This window comes from Acinetobacter sp. P8-3-8 (assembly GCF_000214135.1).
GTDB lineage: Bacteria > Pseudomonadota > Gammaproteobacteria > Pseudomonadales > Moraxellaceae > Acinetobacter.
The window spans coordinates 17,491-33,714 of sequence record NZ_AFIE01000040.1 but is presented as its reverse complement, the minus strand read 5'-3'; the positions used below and the strand labels follow the sequence as shown (position 1 = coordinate 33,714).

The window sequence follows — 16,224 nt, the reverse complement described above, 5'->3', positions numbered from 1 at the left end:
TGATTCCTGAGATCAAGACAATTAGAAAATTAAGTTTATAAAGTTTCAGCGTATTTTAGATCTCTCTAATATTCTTAACGCACTTTATAGCTATCCTCAGGGCGCTTAGCTCAGTTGGTAGAGCGTCTGCCTTACAAGCAGAATGTCGGCGGTTCGATCCCGTCAGCGCCCACCATATTCTATCTCTTTATTCATTCAATATATTTCTATACAATCACACTATAATTATTTTAAAAATTAAACATCAATATGAGAAATCCTTATCAACGTAAAGCAGCTTCTTCGATTCAGAAAGGGCCAGCTCAAGCAATTGATCAATATAAAATTTTTGTAGAAACGATTGTCTCTCAAACTAAGTTATATGCACTTTATGATGAAGGTTGGGCATTGTGTTCAACGCCGACAGGTCAGCAATCTTTAGCTGTTTGGCAAAGTAAAAGTTTAGCTCAGTTATTAATTAAAGATAATTGGAGTCGTTATACACTCCAAGAGATTGATTTAATCCCTTTTTTAGACCAAATGATTCCATTTATTATTGAAAATAATACTTTATTATCCATCAATTTAACGCCCGAAGGGCAAAATGTATTGGTTGCAGGAAGTAAGTTTTTAATTGATATGAAAAATTATTTATATCAACTTTATACAACCCAGCCTGAACTGTTTCGAAATAATGTGAATCTACCTTTACCTCGTAAGATTCGTATCAATAAAATGTAGTGAAACTATTTATTGTTCACCATTTTAAACTCAGGTGAGTTTTAATACTCACCGAATACCCATCCGCTGATGTAGGCAAAATATTCTCTCAACCATGCGTTATAGCGCGTAGAAATCGGTGTTTCAGCGCCGACAGTGATAAAGTTGCTATAGCCTTGTTTGTGGGCAATTGCACCTGCGCGAAGCGTGTGGAAATCACTGGTCACAATCGCAATTTTAGAATTTAAGCCAAGTTTATGCGCTGTTAAAATCTTTTGGCTATTTTTCAGGTTTAAATCGGTACTGGTGCTTTGATTTTCTTGCAGAATACGTTTTTCTTGAATCTGTGCATACTGTTGTAAATAGCTAGACATGATTTCAGCTTCAGTTTTTACTTCACCATAATCCAGCCCACCACTGACAATAATCAATGTCTGCGGTTGCTGTTTTGCAATTTCACCAGCGGTGTCTAAACGCTTCGCTAGTGTAGGAGATGCTTTACCTTGGCTGATACCGCTACCTAATACAATAATCGCTTCAACATTTTCAATTTGCTGATTTTGACTGGATTTAAGCTGAATATAAGTAAAAAATGCAAATAGGCTAATCAACCAAATTCCAAAAGCGATCCAACCAAAAGACCAAATCTTTTTTAATGTTGAATGCTGCGCTAAAAAATTAGAAATTTGTTTAATCCATAATGCAGTCACACAGAAAACCAAACCGATCAACAGTGGTAAGATTGTTCCCAAGTGGATTTTTTTATATAAAATGAGAATGAATCCATCAAGAAAAAGTAAAAAACCGAGGATAAAAAGGATCGATCGCAATAACTTGTTTTTATTCATATGAATCTAAAGGTATTTAACTATTTTATTATTTTAAACTGAAACCACATGATGATTTGTAAAGAAATCATATTTTCAAAACATTCTAGTCTTAAAGTCAAAACTAAAAAGCAGGACTAAAAGCAGCGCTGAAAAGGTGAGGCTTAAAAGAATAGACCGAGCACTTTGGCTCGGTCTATTGGTTATTTGGTTATTAAATCGATAAGTTGATTAAAAATGTATTTAAAAACAATTAATAAACATCACGACGATAACGACCATCTAAACGCAATTGATCTACGGTACTTTGCCCTAGGATATCAACTAAGGCTTGTTCTACATCACTCGCCATACCTTGAATACTACCACAGACATAAATCACGGCATCATTCTCTACCCAAGCTTTTAGCGCTTCAGCATGATCACGTAACTTATGGTGTACATAGATTTTTTCAGCCTGATCTCGTGAAAAAGCTAAATCAATACGTTTAAGCATTGCTGTGTTTTGCCAAGCTTGAACAGTGTCTTTAAAGAAAAAGTCATTGGCTTGTTGGCGTTCACCAAAAATAAGCCAATTATCTGTGTAATCCAAACGAACACGGGCATGGATTAAACTCATGAGCCCAGCGATCCCCGTACCATTACCAATACAAATAATAGGACGATTATCTGAAATTAAATGGAAGGACTCATTGGTTCGAATCCGCAAAGAAACTTGATCACGTAATGCAATATGTTCTGTGAGCCAACCTGAACCGAGTCCAAGCTCACCCTGTTCATTGCGTTGCTGACGAATGACCAAACGTAAAACTTGCTGTGTTGGAATACTGGCAATTGAATATTCACGTGTCGGCAGGGTAGGTAATTGTTCAAGTAAATCTTCCATACTTGAAAATGATGTCACTGCTACAGTCAAATCACGATCCCAGAGTGCTTGTTGAATGGTTTGATTCAATGAAGCTACTGGTGTTTCAGCTTGAATTTGCTGTTGATCCAAAAATAATTGAATACGATCTGCACTGTTACCTGTTTGAATCTCGGCAATATCACCAGCTTGCCAATTGGCATCATAAGGCGCTTGAAGTTCAATATTAAAGGCAGGCGCACCCATACTGTTTGGATTTAATAATTCACGTTTCGTGAGTTTCCATTGATCAAAGGTTTTTTCAATCGACATGCCTTTAAGTTCAAGATGCGTAGCTTGTGCTAAGGCTGTATTCCACTTTTGAATATCGTCATTATTGGCATTATTCACTTCAATGGTTGCGAATAATTGCTGAGCGCCAGATTGCTTTAACCACTGATCAATACGATGTCCAAAACTACAGTAAGAATCCGGATAGTCTTGCGAGCCCAATGCCAAAACAGCATATTTTAAATGAGCAAGATCCAATGACTGTGCCATGAGCTTTTTCTCAAAACTTGATGCAAGGTCTGGAGAGTCACCAGTACCATAAGTACTTGCAACAAAAAGAATTTGTTTGGCTTGTCTTAAATCATCAACTGTTAATTGCTGTACTGCTTTTACTGTTGTTGGTTGATGTGCCTCTTGTAAACTACTTGATGTACGCCAAGCCAATTGTTCAGACACACCTGTTTGAGATGCATAAGTGATTAGCCAAGGTGTTGCATTTGGATCAATTTGTACCGCGGAAGTCGTTTGTTTGGCTGCTAAAGTCAGCTTTTTTTGTTTACGACGTTTTAAATAAAGCATCCAACCTGTAACAAAGAATAATGGCATCGCCAATGCAGCAAGCATGACAATGAACTGATAAATAGGGCCAAAGAAACTGCCACGGTGCACAGGAAGCATGCTACTCATGATTTTCTCATTGAGCTTTTTATCTTCGTATAATTCTATTTTTTCGAGTTGAGCACTTTGATAATTATAAACTGCTTTGTTACGAGCACGTTCATGTTGAGGAATTGCATCCACAAAAGAAACTTCAACTTTACCATCCGCTTTTTTAGGAATAGAAACGGTGAGGGCAGAGTAGTCACGTTTAATCTGAGTGTTAAAGCCACTCCATGTTTGCGTGAGTGCTAATTGAATTTGCTCAGGTTTTAAACCTTGTTTGTCGCCACGTTCTCGGCCTTCAACACCGCGCTCTCGACTTTCAGCACCGATTTGCTCACCACGATTTGAATTATCACCATTAGGTTGCTTTTCGCCACGTGCAGAATCACCACGACCTTCGCCACGGTTTCCAGCATCACGTTGTCCTTCTGCACGATTGCCTTGCGGGCGTTGATTTACTTCACCACGTCCAGCTTGCATTTCAGGTTGAGGTCTTTCTACCCCCAATACCTTGAACATACCATTGCGCCACCAGTCATAAGACCAATATAAACCTGTGCAGGCAAGGATTAAGTAGAAAATAACCACCCAAGTTCCAACAACAGCATGTAAATCCCAAAGGAAGTTACGCCCTTTAAGTTTAGGTTTAATCACAAACCATTGTTTAAAAGAATGCTTTTTCGGCCAACGTAAATACAAACCGCTCAATACAAAGAAAATCAGCATCAATGTACTTGCACCAGTAATTTGCTTACCGACTTCGCCAGCCGTCAAATTACGATGTAACTGTTGTACAAATTGGAAAAATGCTTTGCCTTTGACCTCGGGTAAAACTTGCGCTGTGTATGGGTTAATCATCATGGTATAACCTTTGCGCGCACCTTCTTTCACGATATTGATGCTAGAAGATTCATCAGGTGCTTTTGCAATGGTAATACTGTTGATTTTGGTTTCTGGACTTTCTGTCTGGAAATGTTGATAAATTTCAGCAGGTGTCAGTTTTGCTCTATTTTCAACTTGAACAGTAAAACTCGCTGGATTTAACCATTTTTGAATAGGTTGTTCATAAGAATAAATAGCACCAGTAACCCCCATAATGGAAAGGATTAATCCTGCTGTAATCCCTAAGAACCAATGTATTTGGAAAAATGTCTTTTTAAACATGGTCGTGGAAGAGGAAATGTAATTTTGATTGGCAAATTATAGCTGAAGATTTAGCAGATAAGATGGATTTTGCAGATAATATTTATTCTCATTATCATTTTTATTAAAGTTTTGTAGTGAAATATAAAAAAACCTCCACGATTGGAGGTTTTTTAGAAAAATTAACTTTTATAGCGTTTTAGCATCGCCAACAACTTCTTGTAGATGTTTACGCACAGTTGCAAAAGGGAAGTTACGACTATCCATACGTTTAGGAAGGATATAAGCGCCTTGTTGACCTTTCACTTTGAAGTTAACCAGCATGAATTCAGGTGTATTATACCATTCGTAAATATCATTCCAACCGATGGTTCCAACACCTTCTTGTGCGCCCATTTGTTGACGCATAACAATACCACTTGGTTGTACACCCAGTTTGATGCCTTTAATTTCCTGAACTGGAAATTCATTCATTTTGCGTTTGACATACCATTCAAGACCGAATTTACGGACAAGTAAGTAAATCGCTACACCTGCAAGCAATACCCAGAAAATAATGGTTGAATAATTCTTAATGAAAATAAGACCCAACAAAGCCAGCGCTACAACTACGCCTATAATCGCCCAAGTTTTCATTCCAATTTTATTGGTACTACGCCAAATTGCGAGTTGAGCGCTACGTTGTTCAGCTTCCGAAACTTCGTACGGAACAGGTTGTAAAGTATAAGCGTAAATATTCTTGGCAGTCATAGTGTCAGTAGTGTGTATAAATCTAGTCAGAGTTTAGCACTAAATCCTCAGATTTAGTGCGCGTATTGTACCAAATAACGAAGCAAATTTTATACACATTTATAAAGAAGCCAATTCAGTTGAATGTTCATCACGTGCATGGCTTAAATTTTGTTTTAATGTCCTTAATTGGTCTAAAATACTAAACATAAGCGATAATTGTTGAAGAATAATCAAAGATTTAGACTGATCAAGTTCAGACTGATTTAAACGAGTCCGAATGTTCTGCAACATATTATGTGCAGTCAAATCAGGTGTTTCATCTCTTAATAAAGCACCACGAATATCATCTAAAGCTTGATCCATCAAATTTAAGATTTCTTGATCTTGAATTTGCGCCCGATGCGCACCCAAAGCAGCAATATAGCTAATAAATGTATGATTTAAACACAAAAATTCAAATGCCAAACTCTTTTGACTTGGATCAAAATCAGGTTCAGTGGCTAAAGTTGAAATCAAAGAAGCAACATCTGCATCGGTATTATGTGCAGCGCGACGAACAATTCGATAATTCAAAGCATTGTTTCGACCATGATGATATTGATTCACGACTTCAGCTAAATAATTACATTGTGCTTCGAATGAACGTTGGATTGTTCTTGGTAGGCGACGGAATTTCCAGTCTGGGAAAATAAAACTCACACCAAACCATGCTAAAGCACAGCCAATGATGGTATCAATCATGCGAGGCAGACCTGCATCAAAACCTAGCCCATCAAGATTAAAATTAATTAAGGCTAAAATCGTGACGAATGCAGTGGCTTGTGCATACTGTTTACTGCGTAAGTCGAAGAACAATACACCACTGAGTACCAGTAATAACAATTGCCCTTCGATGGATGGCACAAAGTATAAAATCGCATAGCCTAAAATAATGCCAGCAAGCGTACCGATAATTCTTAAACGTAATCGACGTTTCGTGGCATTAAAATTAGGCTGGCTGACAAAGAGTGCAGTTAGTAGAATCCAGTAACCATATTCAATATTGGTCATTTGAATAAAAACATAACCAATGAAAAGCACAATTGATACACGAATCGCATGTCTAAACAGAACAGATTCAGGGGTTAAATTTTGTTTAATCCGAATCACAATATCATCCCAACCTTTTAGATCATCATCTTTAAGTTGGTGCTCAATATGTTTACTTTGGTCAGAGGTAATATGACGTTCAGTTTCGAGATTGCGTAACTGTGCATCAATGGATTTCAGATTTTGGTACAGTGAAAACAATGCATTGATCCAAATTAGATCATATTTTTCTTCTTGTTTTAATTTGTCTAAAGACGAGCGTAGATTTTTAAAAGCATGTTCAAAACGAGTATTATGTCGATAAGTGGTGCGATGCAGAATATTATCGCTTAGGTCTTTACATGCTTTACCTTGTAATGACAGCACACGCTGAAAGCGAAATAAAATATCGCTGTGTTCAAATAGTTTAGCTAATTTTTGATAATCAATATGTGCAGAATCGGCACGTTCATGAATATCTTGGGCAACAAAATAATACTGTAAGCTACGACGCGTATCACGTTGACCTCTATCACCTTTTAAACGGGTAAGTAGAGCTGTACGCATCTCGTTGAAAATAGTAATCAATTGACCATTTTCCAAGGACAAACTAATCATACTTTGTTGGTAGCTGCTTGCAGTCATATCAACATCAAACAAATTTGACTTTGAAAATAGAAAATCACCGAGCGCTGCATAACATTGCGATAACTTGTCTTGGACTTGGCGAACTGGAAACAGTAGAAAACTAATGGTTGAAATGAGGCCGTACCAAGCGGCACCAATGACCAATAAACTCGGCTGCATATACCATTGATCAAATATATGTACACCGAGCATTGAATATACAGAAATCACCAGACATCCGTAAGAAATCGTGGCATAACGACGCCCTAAAGAGCCCAATAAAATCCAGCCGATACAAGATACAATCAATCCTATTGCAAAGATAATCGGGTAAGGAAAAAGCAGGGTAACGGACGTTGCGGTAATAAAAAAACCAATATAGGTGTACAACAGATTTTGAAGACGGACTGAAAAGCGATCATCGATATCACTTAAACCTGCGGCAAGCACACCTAAGGTCAAAGGAATAGTCATCAATTGATTTCCCATAAAATAAGGGACAAAAGCTGTACCTGAGAAGGCAATGATCATTCGCAAGTTGTACATAAAACTTGTGTTATAGGTGGTTTTCAGCAGTTTTAACAACCAAGTCTTCAAAGGAAATCCTTATTTAATCAATAGATGTTATGAAAAAGATCACGATACGAGAATTTATGTGATTTTTCACTGTTGTCGATGACAAATCATACATCGGACAGTGTAAACTTGTCTGCAATCTTCGTATGCAATTATAAATGATCTATGTCTGAAAAAAACGCTAGACAACAGTATTCTACTGGTTGGATTATGCTTTTGGCGCTATTTACATCTTTGGGGCCATTATCCATTGATATGTATTTGCCAGCATTACCCGAAATGGCGCAAGATTTTAATGTTTCGACACAACAAATTGCCAATACTTTACCTGCTTATTTTTTAGGTTTAGCCATTGGGCAGTTGATCTATGGTCCAATCAGCGACCGTATTGGACGGAAAAAGCCCCTGTATTTTGGCATGGCACTTTATACATTCGCGAGTTTGCTATGTGTGATTGCTCCCGATCATTGGTCTTTGATTGCCGCACGTATTTTACAAGCACTGGGTGGTTGTGTAGGTGTGGTCATGGCTCGCGCAGCGATTCGTGATTGTTTGGATGTGCAAAGTTCTGCACAAGCCTTTGCCAGTATGATGATCGTGATGGGGATTGCACCAATTCTAGCCCCAACGATTGGTGCTGCAATTCTGCATTTTTTTAGTTGGCATGGTGTTTTTATTGCGCTGTCTTTGGTCGGTTTAATTTGTTTATTGTGTGTGCATTTTTTATTTAAAGAAACGCTTGAACCTCAGCGCAGATTGAATTTGAATGTCAAACAAGTCTTTATTTTATATGCGGCTATTCTAAAAGATCAGAGTTTTCGCTTTCCAATGATGGCAGGGTGTTTTACGGGTGCAGCTTTGTTCTGTTATATCAGCTCGGCATCGGCAGTGTTGATGGATGGTTATCACTTATCTCAGCAACAGTTTGCCTTTGCATTTGGTTTTAATGCCTTTGGTATTATTATCTTATCGTCCTTGAATAAGCGTTTAGCCAATAAAGTTTCTGTGATTAACCGCTTAAAAATAGGTGGTCTGATTCAGGTGACTGGTGCTTTGATTATTGTCATCGCAGGGCTACTGGCGACTGCACCATTAACTTTAGTCATGCTTGGATTGTTTATGACGGTTTCTGGAATAGGTTTTACTGGCCCGAATGCCATGGCTTTGGCAATGTCCGAGCAGGGTGCAAGGGCTGGAACCGCCAGTGCGATTATGGGAAGTATGCAGTTTGCATGTGGGCTTATTGGTGGTGTGATTTTGAATTTCTTGGTTTGGAATCAATTGTTTAATATGGGAATTTTAATGTTGGCATTTACTTTAAGTGGATTGATCACCATTTTAAAAGTTGCTCAGCAAGTAAAACTTAAACAAAAAGTTGCTTAAAATCGTCAAGCTATTTTGTGGTCAATTGTTTGATTATTAAGTTGGTCTTGATTTGTGGGTGATGTTAAAACAGCACCTTCTTTTGAAATTTGCTTAATAATCTTTTAATTTTATATGTCATTTGATGGCTTTACGCTTAAATTAAGCGATAAGTCATTTATATTCCTCATAAAGCTATGAAGTTTATTGGAGCTTGATTTAAAGTTTTTATTTAATAAAAATTAATCTAATACTATAATTGTGTAGCTGAAATTTATTTTTAAAATTAACAATTCACAGAAGATAAAAATATGTCGAATCTAGAACAACTATTTATTGATACACAAACAAACTATGAATTAATTCCCGATTTTATTGAAAAACTTTTAATGTCAGATGTTTACTGCTTAGGCGTGCAAAGTATTGATCATACATTGCAATTTAGAGTTTTAGAGACAGAAGAAGGTGATAAGGCAATCCCTTTCTTTTTATCGCTAGAAATCATTCAAAATGACCTAGGTGGTGATGTGGAATATATGACAATCAATACCAGACAATTCTTTGAAATGACACAAGGTGCAACACTGGTGCTAAACCCAACGTCAGAATTGTCTAAAGAATTTCAACCTGAAGAAATTCAGGCAATTCTTGAAATAGATTCAGATCATGCTCATTAAAAGTTAAATTGATTTATGCTTTTAATTGTTCGAGCACTTCATCAATTTTTTTAAGTCGTTTGACTTCATTCCATAAAGCTTTGGCTTCGGGATAATGCTTTGACATCATGCCAAGCCACTGCTTATAGCGTCCGACCATATTCATTTCTTTTTTATAAGTACCATTTAAGAAACGAATCTGTAAACCTAATAACTCATTCCAAGTGATCAGTGGCTGGTCGGTATTTTGACGAATACATTGAGTTAAATCAGGCGTAGTCACTGCACCACGACCAATCATCAAGTCTTCACAACCTGATTCAAGTTGACATTGTTTTGCATCAGCATTGGTCCAAATTTCACCATTGGCAATGACATTGATTTTTAGCTTTTCACGAATCGGTTGTAGGGTATCCCAAAAAGCAGGAGGTGTATAACCATCAGCTTTGGTACGTGCATGCACAGTGACCCAAGCAGCGCCTGCATCTTCAATCGCAAGCGCATTTTCCATAGTGAAGTTTCGATCCATATAGCCTAAGCGCATTTTAGCTGAAACAGGAATATGTGTAGGTACGGCATCACGAACAGCCTTCACCAATTCATAAACGACTTCTGGTTCATCTAAAAGAACAGAACCACCACGGTGACGGTTAACTGTTTTTGCAGGGCAGCCAAAATTCATATCAATTGCAGGGGCGCCAAGTTCGACAGCTCGAACGGCATTGGCAGCGAGCATGTCAGGATTATTTCCTAAAAATTGCACATGCACTGGCGTTCCCGCAGCAGTTTTGCCATCGGTATTTAATTCAGGGCAATAGTTGTGATAGACATGATCGGGTAAGACTGAATCGGTCACACGAATAAACTCTGTCACACACCAGTCAAAGCTTCCTACAGACGTGAGTACATCACGCATGATGGGATCGGTTAAGCCTTCCATAGGTGCAAGGATGAGTTTCACAATTTTTGCCTGTTTAAATAAAAACAGCGTTATTACGTTTTTTTGAGTTATATGTCTAGTAAATCTATAAGATATCTAAATTTAAGTTGTTGTAAAATGTTTTAATAATAGTAATTCTGAATTTAAATATAATAATAAATTATTATATTAGTGAAATTTTTTAGAAATATTTTGTAAATAAAACTTAATTATTGAGATGTTTTTTAATTAAAAATTAGGATTAGAATAAAACGAGATAATGTATAAGGAGAATAAATTATTTTAATAATATTTAAAAAAAGGAGTTTTAAATGAGAAAGATAATAAAAAATATTATTTGTACTTGCTGTGTTTTATTTTTAACTGCTTGTACAACTAATTTGGTTACTCAAAAAAGAGCTTTAGTTGTTAATGATCCAAATAGTTTGAATGATAAAAAAACAAGCATTCCGATAGATTTACGGTTGTCACATAATATTAAAGGAGGAGATGGAAAAATATATATTTGTGATCAACCTATGCCCGATGTTGCAAGAGCTGATCTTTTCGGGTCAAGCGGTAAAGCTGGTTTTACATTAGATCAAAATGGCGTATTAAAAGAAGAATCTAAGTTGGAAGGTGGTGTAAATTCAGCTACCAGTGTTTTACAACTTAATGGTCGTTCCTCAGCTGTATTATTGGCTCGTGATTTGATGTACCAAATGTGTTTGAGTACAGCAAATGGAACATATGAAAACCAAGCTCCTCTATTTGAAAAAATCTTTGGGATTGTTACGGCGGTTGCAGAAAAAGAGCAAAAGGTAGCAGAAACGAATCAGCTTGCTGCACAGGCTCTAATTTTAAGACCTAAAATTATTCAGAATAATCAAACAGCACTATCAGGTATGTATATATATGGCTTAGCCACGACATATCATGAGTGTTTAACAAATGCTGATAGTAATAAGGAGAAAGTCGTAGCGTGTAGAGTTAATTTGAAACAAAAAATTAATCAAAAAACTGAGGGTGAATAAAATGAAAGCAGAATATTTATCTGATAATGATTTAGTATATTTAAATACACCACCTAAAACATTTTTATATTGGCGTATTAAGGATACCTATCTGGTCGTTGCAGTTTTAGAGAAATGGGATGATAAAAAGATTACGTTAAAAACAGAAGAAGGAATATTTTTTACTGAAAATCGTGATGATGTTAAAATAATGGTTCCATAATTATAAAACCTTACTTTTTTAATTTAAGAAAGTAAGGTTTATTTTAAATTTTTATAATTTATATTTTTAACTAATAGGTTTAAGTATTAATATTCATTGTAAGTAGTTTAAACTAAATAATAAATCAAAGAGTTTTTTTGTCGACATTAATCTATGTGCCTATTTAATAGTAGCGACCTCATTGTTAATTTTTACACGCAATAAAAAGGATAAACATATCATTAGACATAGGTTTATCCTAATAAGATATCCAGTTTCGGGACTTAGCTTGATTTTGCTAAGGTGTTGGATAATAACTGTGCTGCTTTAAGTTTCACGAAGTTATAAGGTGGGACAACAAAGGGACGTTTCAGCTGAATCTGTCCTGTAAGTACAGCACGTTCATGTGAGAAAGCCCTAAAACCAAAAAAACCATGCGAATTACCCAGACCTGAGTTATTAACTCCTCCAAAAGGTAAATTGTTTTGCGCATATTGCGTCATACAATCATTCACACAAACACTGCCCGAGCTCGTATTTAACAAAATATGTTCAATCTGTGACTGTTGGCGACTCCATACATACATCGCTAAAGGCTTGTCACGTTGATTGATATAATGAATGACTTCATCAATATGTTCATAAACCAATATTGGTAAAACAGGTCCAAAAATTTCTTCTTTGAGAATGATGGCATCCGCAGGGAGGTCGATTAGCATTGTCGGATCAATAAAACGCTCTGCACGATCACCTGTTCCCCCGATCACTGTTTTAGCACCTTTATCTACAGCATCATTAATCAGGGCTTCAATACGATCAAAGTGCCGCTCTGAAATAATACGTGCCAAGTCTGGGCTGGTTCTACGACTTTCAGGTTGCTCTCCAAAACGTTTGGTAATGATTTCTTTACTTTTTTCGATAAAAGCTGAATAGACACTTTTATGTACAAAACAATAGTCTGGAGCAATACAGGATTGTCCTGCATTGATCAACTTACCCCACCAAATCGTAGAAGCCGCATCTGAAATATTGGCACTTTCATCAATAATCACTGGAGACTTTCCGCCAAGCTCAAGTGTTATAGAGCTTAGGTTTTCAGCCGCAGCACGCATAACAACTTTGCCAATCGTCGGCGAACCTGTAAAAAAGATATGATTAAAAGGTAAGGCCAGTAAGGTTGTTGCAATGTGTTGATCGCCCGTTACAACCGCAACTTCATTTGGATCAAAGACAGCTTCAATCAGATCAATCATGACTTTATTGACTGCGGGTACAAATTCCGACGGTTTAATGATGACGGTATTTCCTGCTGCTACAGCAGAAACAAGCGGGCACAATACGGTATTTAATGGATAGTTCCAAGGCCCTAAAATGAGACAACGACCTTTGGGTTGATACTGCATATGACTGGATGAACCTAAAGTGGAAATCGTAGTTGCCACTTTGACTGGTGCCATCCATTCATTTAAATGTTGGATCGCATGACGAATTTCATCAATCACGGTTAATAGCTCAGTCAGTTCGACTTCAATGTTTGGTTTATTAAAGTCAGCTTGAAATGCACTATAAAATTGTGATCTTCGTTTCAGTAATTCTTTTTGAAATTTCTTTAATTTTTCAATACGTTGTTGAGTATTACTCTGCCTTAATGCAAGTGAAACAGGTAATTGTTGCGCAAATAACTCGGTAATATATTGATCATCAAAGGATTTTATTTGAAGTGCTTGTTGTGTGTTCATAGGATTTTCTATTTTAGAGTAATTACTCTAAAATATACTTTAAATGAATTTTTTCAAGTGAAAATTTGCAAAACCATAAAATTATGTGATTTTATTCAAATTTAAAATTATTGGAAAAATACAAGCAATTTCTTATATGCTTAAACTTATTTTGAATATTCATAAATATTTTTTATTTTGTTTATGAATAGGATAGAGATTATTCTATTTATCGGGTTTTAGAAAAATTAGAATATAGGTTACGTGTTTGGAGGAAAGGTTGGTGCCTTAAAAGCATTCTCTAAGGCAATATTAAAATTAATTTAAGGTATTGAATGATTAACATCTTTTTTGTGATGTATTTGTCTGCAACAGTCTTTTGAGAAATTCACATATTTATTGGATTTTCTCAATTTAAGCTAAGTAATGTTACATTTTACCTACCCAAAATCATTTCCAATACAAATTTAGAACCAATAAATCCAATTGCCAATAAAAAGAATCCAATGATGGTAAAACGAATGGCTTTTTGACCACGCCAACCAAATTTATAATGACCGATCAGCAAAGCACCATAAACAAACCAAGACACAATACTAAACGCAGTTTTATGTGCCAAATGTTGCGCAAAGAAATTATCAATGGTGAAGAAGCCAAAACCTAGCGCAACGGTGAGGAGTAAAAAGCCCGTCATTAACATATCAAATAACAATGATTCCATTGCTTGATAGGCAGGTAAGAAATTGACCCAAATACGTTTTTTCTGCTTCTTTTTCAGTTCACGGTTTTGAAACCAAATTAATACTGCTTGGATAGTTGCCATCAATAAAACAGCATAAGCAGACAATGACAAAATAATATGAATGTCTAAACCAAAAGAATGCTGTTCCATAAATTGGTTCGGTTTACTAAAACAAAAACCTAATATCAAACCAAATGCAGCAACAGGAATCCCAATTAAATTCAAAGACAATACAGGACGATAAGTACTGTACAGCATACTCAGTAATAACATCAAAGCAGAAGTAAATGACATCAAATTAAAGACGTCATAGTTAATCCCTTGTGGTGTAACCACATCGTTATACAGTACACTTGCATGTAAGATCAGTCCTAAACCTGACATGACACCAATAAACCATGGATTTGCAGGACGTTTTGACATTAAGTGCATAAACAGATACCAAAATGAAGAGGTATAGGCAATTAATGCTAAAATCGTATAAACCAAGGGTAGGCTAATCATGTCAAACCTTTTTCAGGATGATGAATATTCATGTTATAAGATATAAATTCCATGTGAACTACAGTATCCTATAGCATCTTGGGCATAAATTTTCTATTTTAAGAAAGATTTTTTTGCTACTAGCTATTTTAAGCGGATTTTGCAATGTTTGATACCTTAACAGAACGACTCACGCAGAGTTTAAGAAATGTTACTGGCTCAGGGCAGCTAACCGAAGACAATATTAAAGATACGTTACGTGAAGTACGTATGGCACTTCTTGAAGCAGATGTTGCCTTACCTGTAACTCGTGAGTTTATTGCGAAAGTTAAGGAAGAGGCATTAGGTCAAGAAGTGATGACTCAGCTATCACCTGGTCAAGCTTTCGTGAAAATCGTCTATGACGAACTCACGAAGATGATGGGTGCGGCGAATGAAAGTCTTGATTTGGCTGCGAAACCTCCAGTTGTTGTGCTTTTAGCAGGCTTGCAAGGTGCGGGTAAAACCACAACTGCTGCAAAACTTGCTCGCTTCTTAAAAGAGCGTCAAAAGAAAAAAGTAGCCATGGTTTCTGCCGACGTTTATCGTCCAGCAGCGATCAAGCAGCTACAAACAGTTGCAGCGGAAGTTGGCGTTGATTTTATCGAATCTGATGCGTCTGAAGACCCAATCAAAATTGCACAACGTGCGATTGGTCAAGCGAAGATCAACTTCAATGATGTCTTGATTGTCGATACAGCAGGTCGTTTGCATGTCGATGATGACATGATGGACGAAATCAAAGCATTACATGCTGCGATTAACCCGACTGAAACTTTATTTGTTGTCGATGCGATGACAGGTCAGGATGCGGCAAATACTGCAAAAGCATTCAATGATGCATTACCTTTGACTGGTGTGATTCTCACCAAGACTGATGGTGATGCGCGTGGTGGTGCGGCGCTTTCTGTACGTGCAATCACAGGTAAACCAATCAAATTCCTAGGTATGGGTGAAAAGCTCGATGCCTTAGAGCCATTCCATCCTGAGCGTGTTGCACAACGTATCTTAGGTATGGGTGACGTACTTTCTTTAGTCGAAGAAGTTGAACGTAAAATCGACAAAGAAAAAGCCGAAAAAATGGCGAAAAAATTGCAAAAAGGCGGAAGCTTCAACTTTGAAGATATGCTGATGCAATTTGAACAAATGAATAAGATGGGCGGCATGATGGGCTTCTTGGATAAGTTGCCTGGCATGAGTAATTCAGGTATTCAAGATGCAATTGCACAAGCGAATCCTGAAAAACAAGTCAAGAAAATGGAAGCGATTATCCAATCGATGACCATTAAAGAACGCCGTAACCCAGACTTGATGAATCCTAGCCGTAAAAAACGTATTGCAGCGGGTTGTGGTATGGATGTTGTGGAAGTGAACAAACTCATCAAACAACATGCGCAAATGGCGAAAATGATGAAAAAATTTGCCAATCCATCTGGTATGGCAAAAATGATGCGTTCATTAGGCGGCATGCAAAAACAATTCGGCGGTGGTGGCGGTATGGGACCATTGTTTGGAAATAATGATAAAAAATAATAGATCAGTTTGATTTATGAGTAAAAAAAGATGCTTCGGCATCTTTTTTATTATGTAAATTTAATAAATGAATAATACAAATATTGT

General features: G+C 36.7%; 13 protein-coding genes and 1 tRNA gene. 7 read left to right on the top strand and 7 right to left on the bottom strand.

The genetic code is table 11. The annotated features are described in order from the left end of the window. The first annotated feature begins 99 nt into the window (after positions 1 to 99). Positions 100 to 175: transfer RNA gene (locus GGG_RS0114340), tRNA-Val, on the top strand. A gap of 74 nt (positions 176 to 249) precedes the next feature. Next, on the top strand, positions 250 to 720 hold the full coding sequence (locus GGG_RS0114335) for a DUF2750 domain-containing protein (protein WP_010116059.1): 471 nt from the start codon (positions 250 to 252) through the stop codon (positions 718 to 720). 41 nt (positions 721 to 761) lie between these two features. Here the strand turns inward: GGG_RS0114335 and GGG_RS0114330 are convergent, their stop codons facing one another. The 4 genes from GGG_RS0114330 to yccS all read right to left on the bottom strand — a co-directional run bounded on the left by GGG_RS0114330 (position 762) and on the right by yccS (position 7,491). After that, complete coding sequence (locus GGG_RS0114330; RefSeq protein WP_010116058.1) at positions 762 to 1,547, bottom strand: YdcF family protein; 786 nt, start codon at positions 1,545 to 1,547, stop codon at positions 762 to 764. Between the two features lie 232 nt (positions 1,548 to 1,779). After that, the gene (locus GGG_RS0114325) at positions 1,780 to 4,488 is read right to left on the bottom strand and encodes a sulfite reductase flavoprotein subunit alpha (RefSeq protein ID WP_010116056.1); all 2,709 of its coding nucleotides are present in this window, start codon (positions 4,486 to 4,488) and stop codon (positions 1,780 to 1,782) included. A gap of 168 nt (positions 4,489 to 4,656) precedes the next feature. Next, positions 4,657 to 5,217: an SdpI family protein gene (locus GGG_RS0114320; RefSeq protein ID WP_010116055.1), complete on the bottom strand. Its 561-nt coding sequence runs from the start codon at positions 5,215 to 5,217 to the stop codon at positions 4,657 to 4,659. Positions 5,218 to 5,316: 99 nt separating this feature from the next. Further along, a complete protein-coding gene (gene yccS, locus GGG_RS0114315; protein ID WP_010116053.1) occupies positions 5,317 to 7,491 on the bottom strand; it encodes a YccS family putative transporter in 2,175 nt (724 codons plus the stop codon). Between the two features lie 144 nt (positions 7,492 to 7,635). Between yccS and GGG_RS0114310 the strand changes: the two genes are divergently transcribed. Together GGG_RS0114310 and GGG_RS0114305 are read left to right on the top strand one after the other, a co-directional pair. Next, positions 7,636 to 8,853, top strand: coding sequence for a multidrug effflux MFS transporter (locus GGG_RS0114310; RefSeq protein ID WP_010116051.1), 1,218 nt, complete (start codon positions 7,636 to 7,638; stop codon positions 8,851 to 8,853). Between the two features lie 290 nt (positions 8,854 to 9,143). Next, positions 9,144 to 9,509 (top strand): SseB family protein, encoded by a 366-nt coding sequence (locus GGG_RS0114305; protein ID WP_010116049.1) that lies wholly within the window; start codon positions 9,144 to 9,146, stop codon positions 9,507 to 9,509. A gap of 13 nt (positions 9,510 to 9,522) precedes the next feature. Here GGG_RS0114305 and GGG_RS0114300 read toward each other — a convergent pair whose 3' ends face one another. Next, positions 9,523 to 10,449 carry a tRNA-dihydrouridine synthase gene (locus tag GGG_RS0114300; RefSeq protein WP_010116048.1) on the bottom strand — a complete coding sequence of 309 codons (927 nt, stop codon included), beginning with the start codon at positions 10,447 to 10,449 and terminating at the stop codon, positions 9,523 to 9,525. Between the two features lie 290 nt (positions 10,450 to 10,739). Here GGG_RS0114300 and GGG_RS0114295 point away from each other — a divergent pair, with 290 nt between their 5' ends. Both GGG_RS0114295 and GGG_RS0114290 read left to right on the top strand, forming a co-directional pair. Further along, positions 10,740 to 11,441, top strand: a complete 702-nt coding sequence (locus GGG_RS0114295; RefSeq protein WP_010116047.1) for a hypothetical protein — start codon at positions 10,740 to 10,742, stop codon at positions 11,439 to 11,441. A 1-nt stretch (position 11,442) separates the two neighbouring features. After that, a complete protein-coding gene (locus GGG_RS0114290; protein WP_010116046.1) occupies positions 11,443 to 11,643 on the top strand; it encodes a hypothetical protein in 201 nt (66 codons plus the stop codon). Positions 11,644 to 11,906: 263 nt separating this feature from the next. On the opposite strand, the gene GGG_RS0114285 is transcribed toward GGG_RS0114290, so the two are convergent. Further along, entirely contained in the window at positions 11,907 to 13,361 is a 1,455-nt protein-coding gene (locus GGG_RS0114285) for an aldehyde dehydrogenase family protein (RefSeq protein ID WP_010116045.1), read from the bottom strand. A 415-nt stretch (positions 13,362 to 13,776) separates the two neighbouring features. Then, on the bottom strand, positions 13,777 to 14,586 hold the full coding sequence (locus tag GGG_RS0114280) for an inner membrane protein YpjD (RefSeq protein ID WP_010116044.1): 810 nt from the start codon (positions 14,584 to 14,586) through the stop codon (positions 13,777 to 13,779). 144 nt (positions 14,587 to 14,730) lie between these two features. Between GGG_RS0114280 and ffh the strand changes: the two genes are divergently transcribed. Then, the gene (gene ffh, locus GGG_RS0114275; protein ID WP_010116043.1) at positions 14,731 to 16,137 is read left to right on the top strand and encodes a signal recognition particle protein; all 1,407 of its coding nucleotides are present in this window, start codon (positions 14,731 to 14,733) and stop codon (positions 16,135 to 16,137) included. Positions 16,138 to 16,224 lie beyond the last annotated feature (87 nt).

Excerpts from the sequence above, each read along its gene's own strand:
- GGG_RS0114335 (WP_010116059.1), top strand. The coding sequence starts at position 250 with ATGAGAAATCCTTATCAACGTAAAGCAGCTTCTTCGATTCAGAAAGGG.
- GGG_RS0114280 (WP_010116044.1), bottom strand. The coding sequence starts at position 14,586 with ATGATTAGCCTACCCTTGGTTTATACGATTTTAGCATTAATTGCCTAT.
- GGG_RS0114330 (WP_010116058.1), bottom strand. The coding sequence starts at position 1,547 with ATGAATAAAAACAAGTTATTGCGATCGATCCTTTTTATCCTCGGTTTT.
- GGG_RS0114290 (WP_010116046.1), top strand. The coding sequence starts at position 11,443 with ATGAAAGCAGAATATTTATCTGATAATGATTTAGTATATTTAAATACA.
- GGG_RS0114285 (WP_010116045.1), bottom strand. The coding sequence starts at position 13,361 with ATGAACACACAACAAGCACTTCAAATAAAATCCTTTGATGATCAATAT.
- GGG_RS0114320 (WP_010116055.1), bottom strand. The coding sequence starts at position 5,217 with ATGACTGCCAAGAATATTTACGCTTATACTTTACAACCTGTTCCGTAC.
- GGG_RS0114310 (WP_010116051.1), top strand. The coding sequence starts at position 7,636 with ATGTCTGAAAAAAACGCTAGACAACAGTATTCTACTGGTTGGATTATG.
- ffh (WP_010116043.1), top strand. The coding sequence starts at position 14,731 with ATGTTTGATACCTTAACAGAACGACTCACGCAGAGTTTAAGAAATGTT.
- GGG_RS0114295 (WP_010116047.1), top strand. The coding sequence starts at position 10,740 with ATGAGAAAGATAATAAAAAATATTATTTGTACTTGCTGTGTTTTATTT.
- GGG_RS0114325 (WP_010116056.1), bottom strand. The coding sequence starts at position 4,488 with ATGTTTAAAAAGACATTTTTCCAAATACATTGGTTCTTAGGGATTACA.
- GGG_RS0114305 (WP_010116049.1), top strand. The coding sequence starts at position 9,144 with ATGTCGAATCTAGAACAACTATTTATTGATACACAAACAAACTATGAA.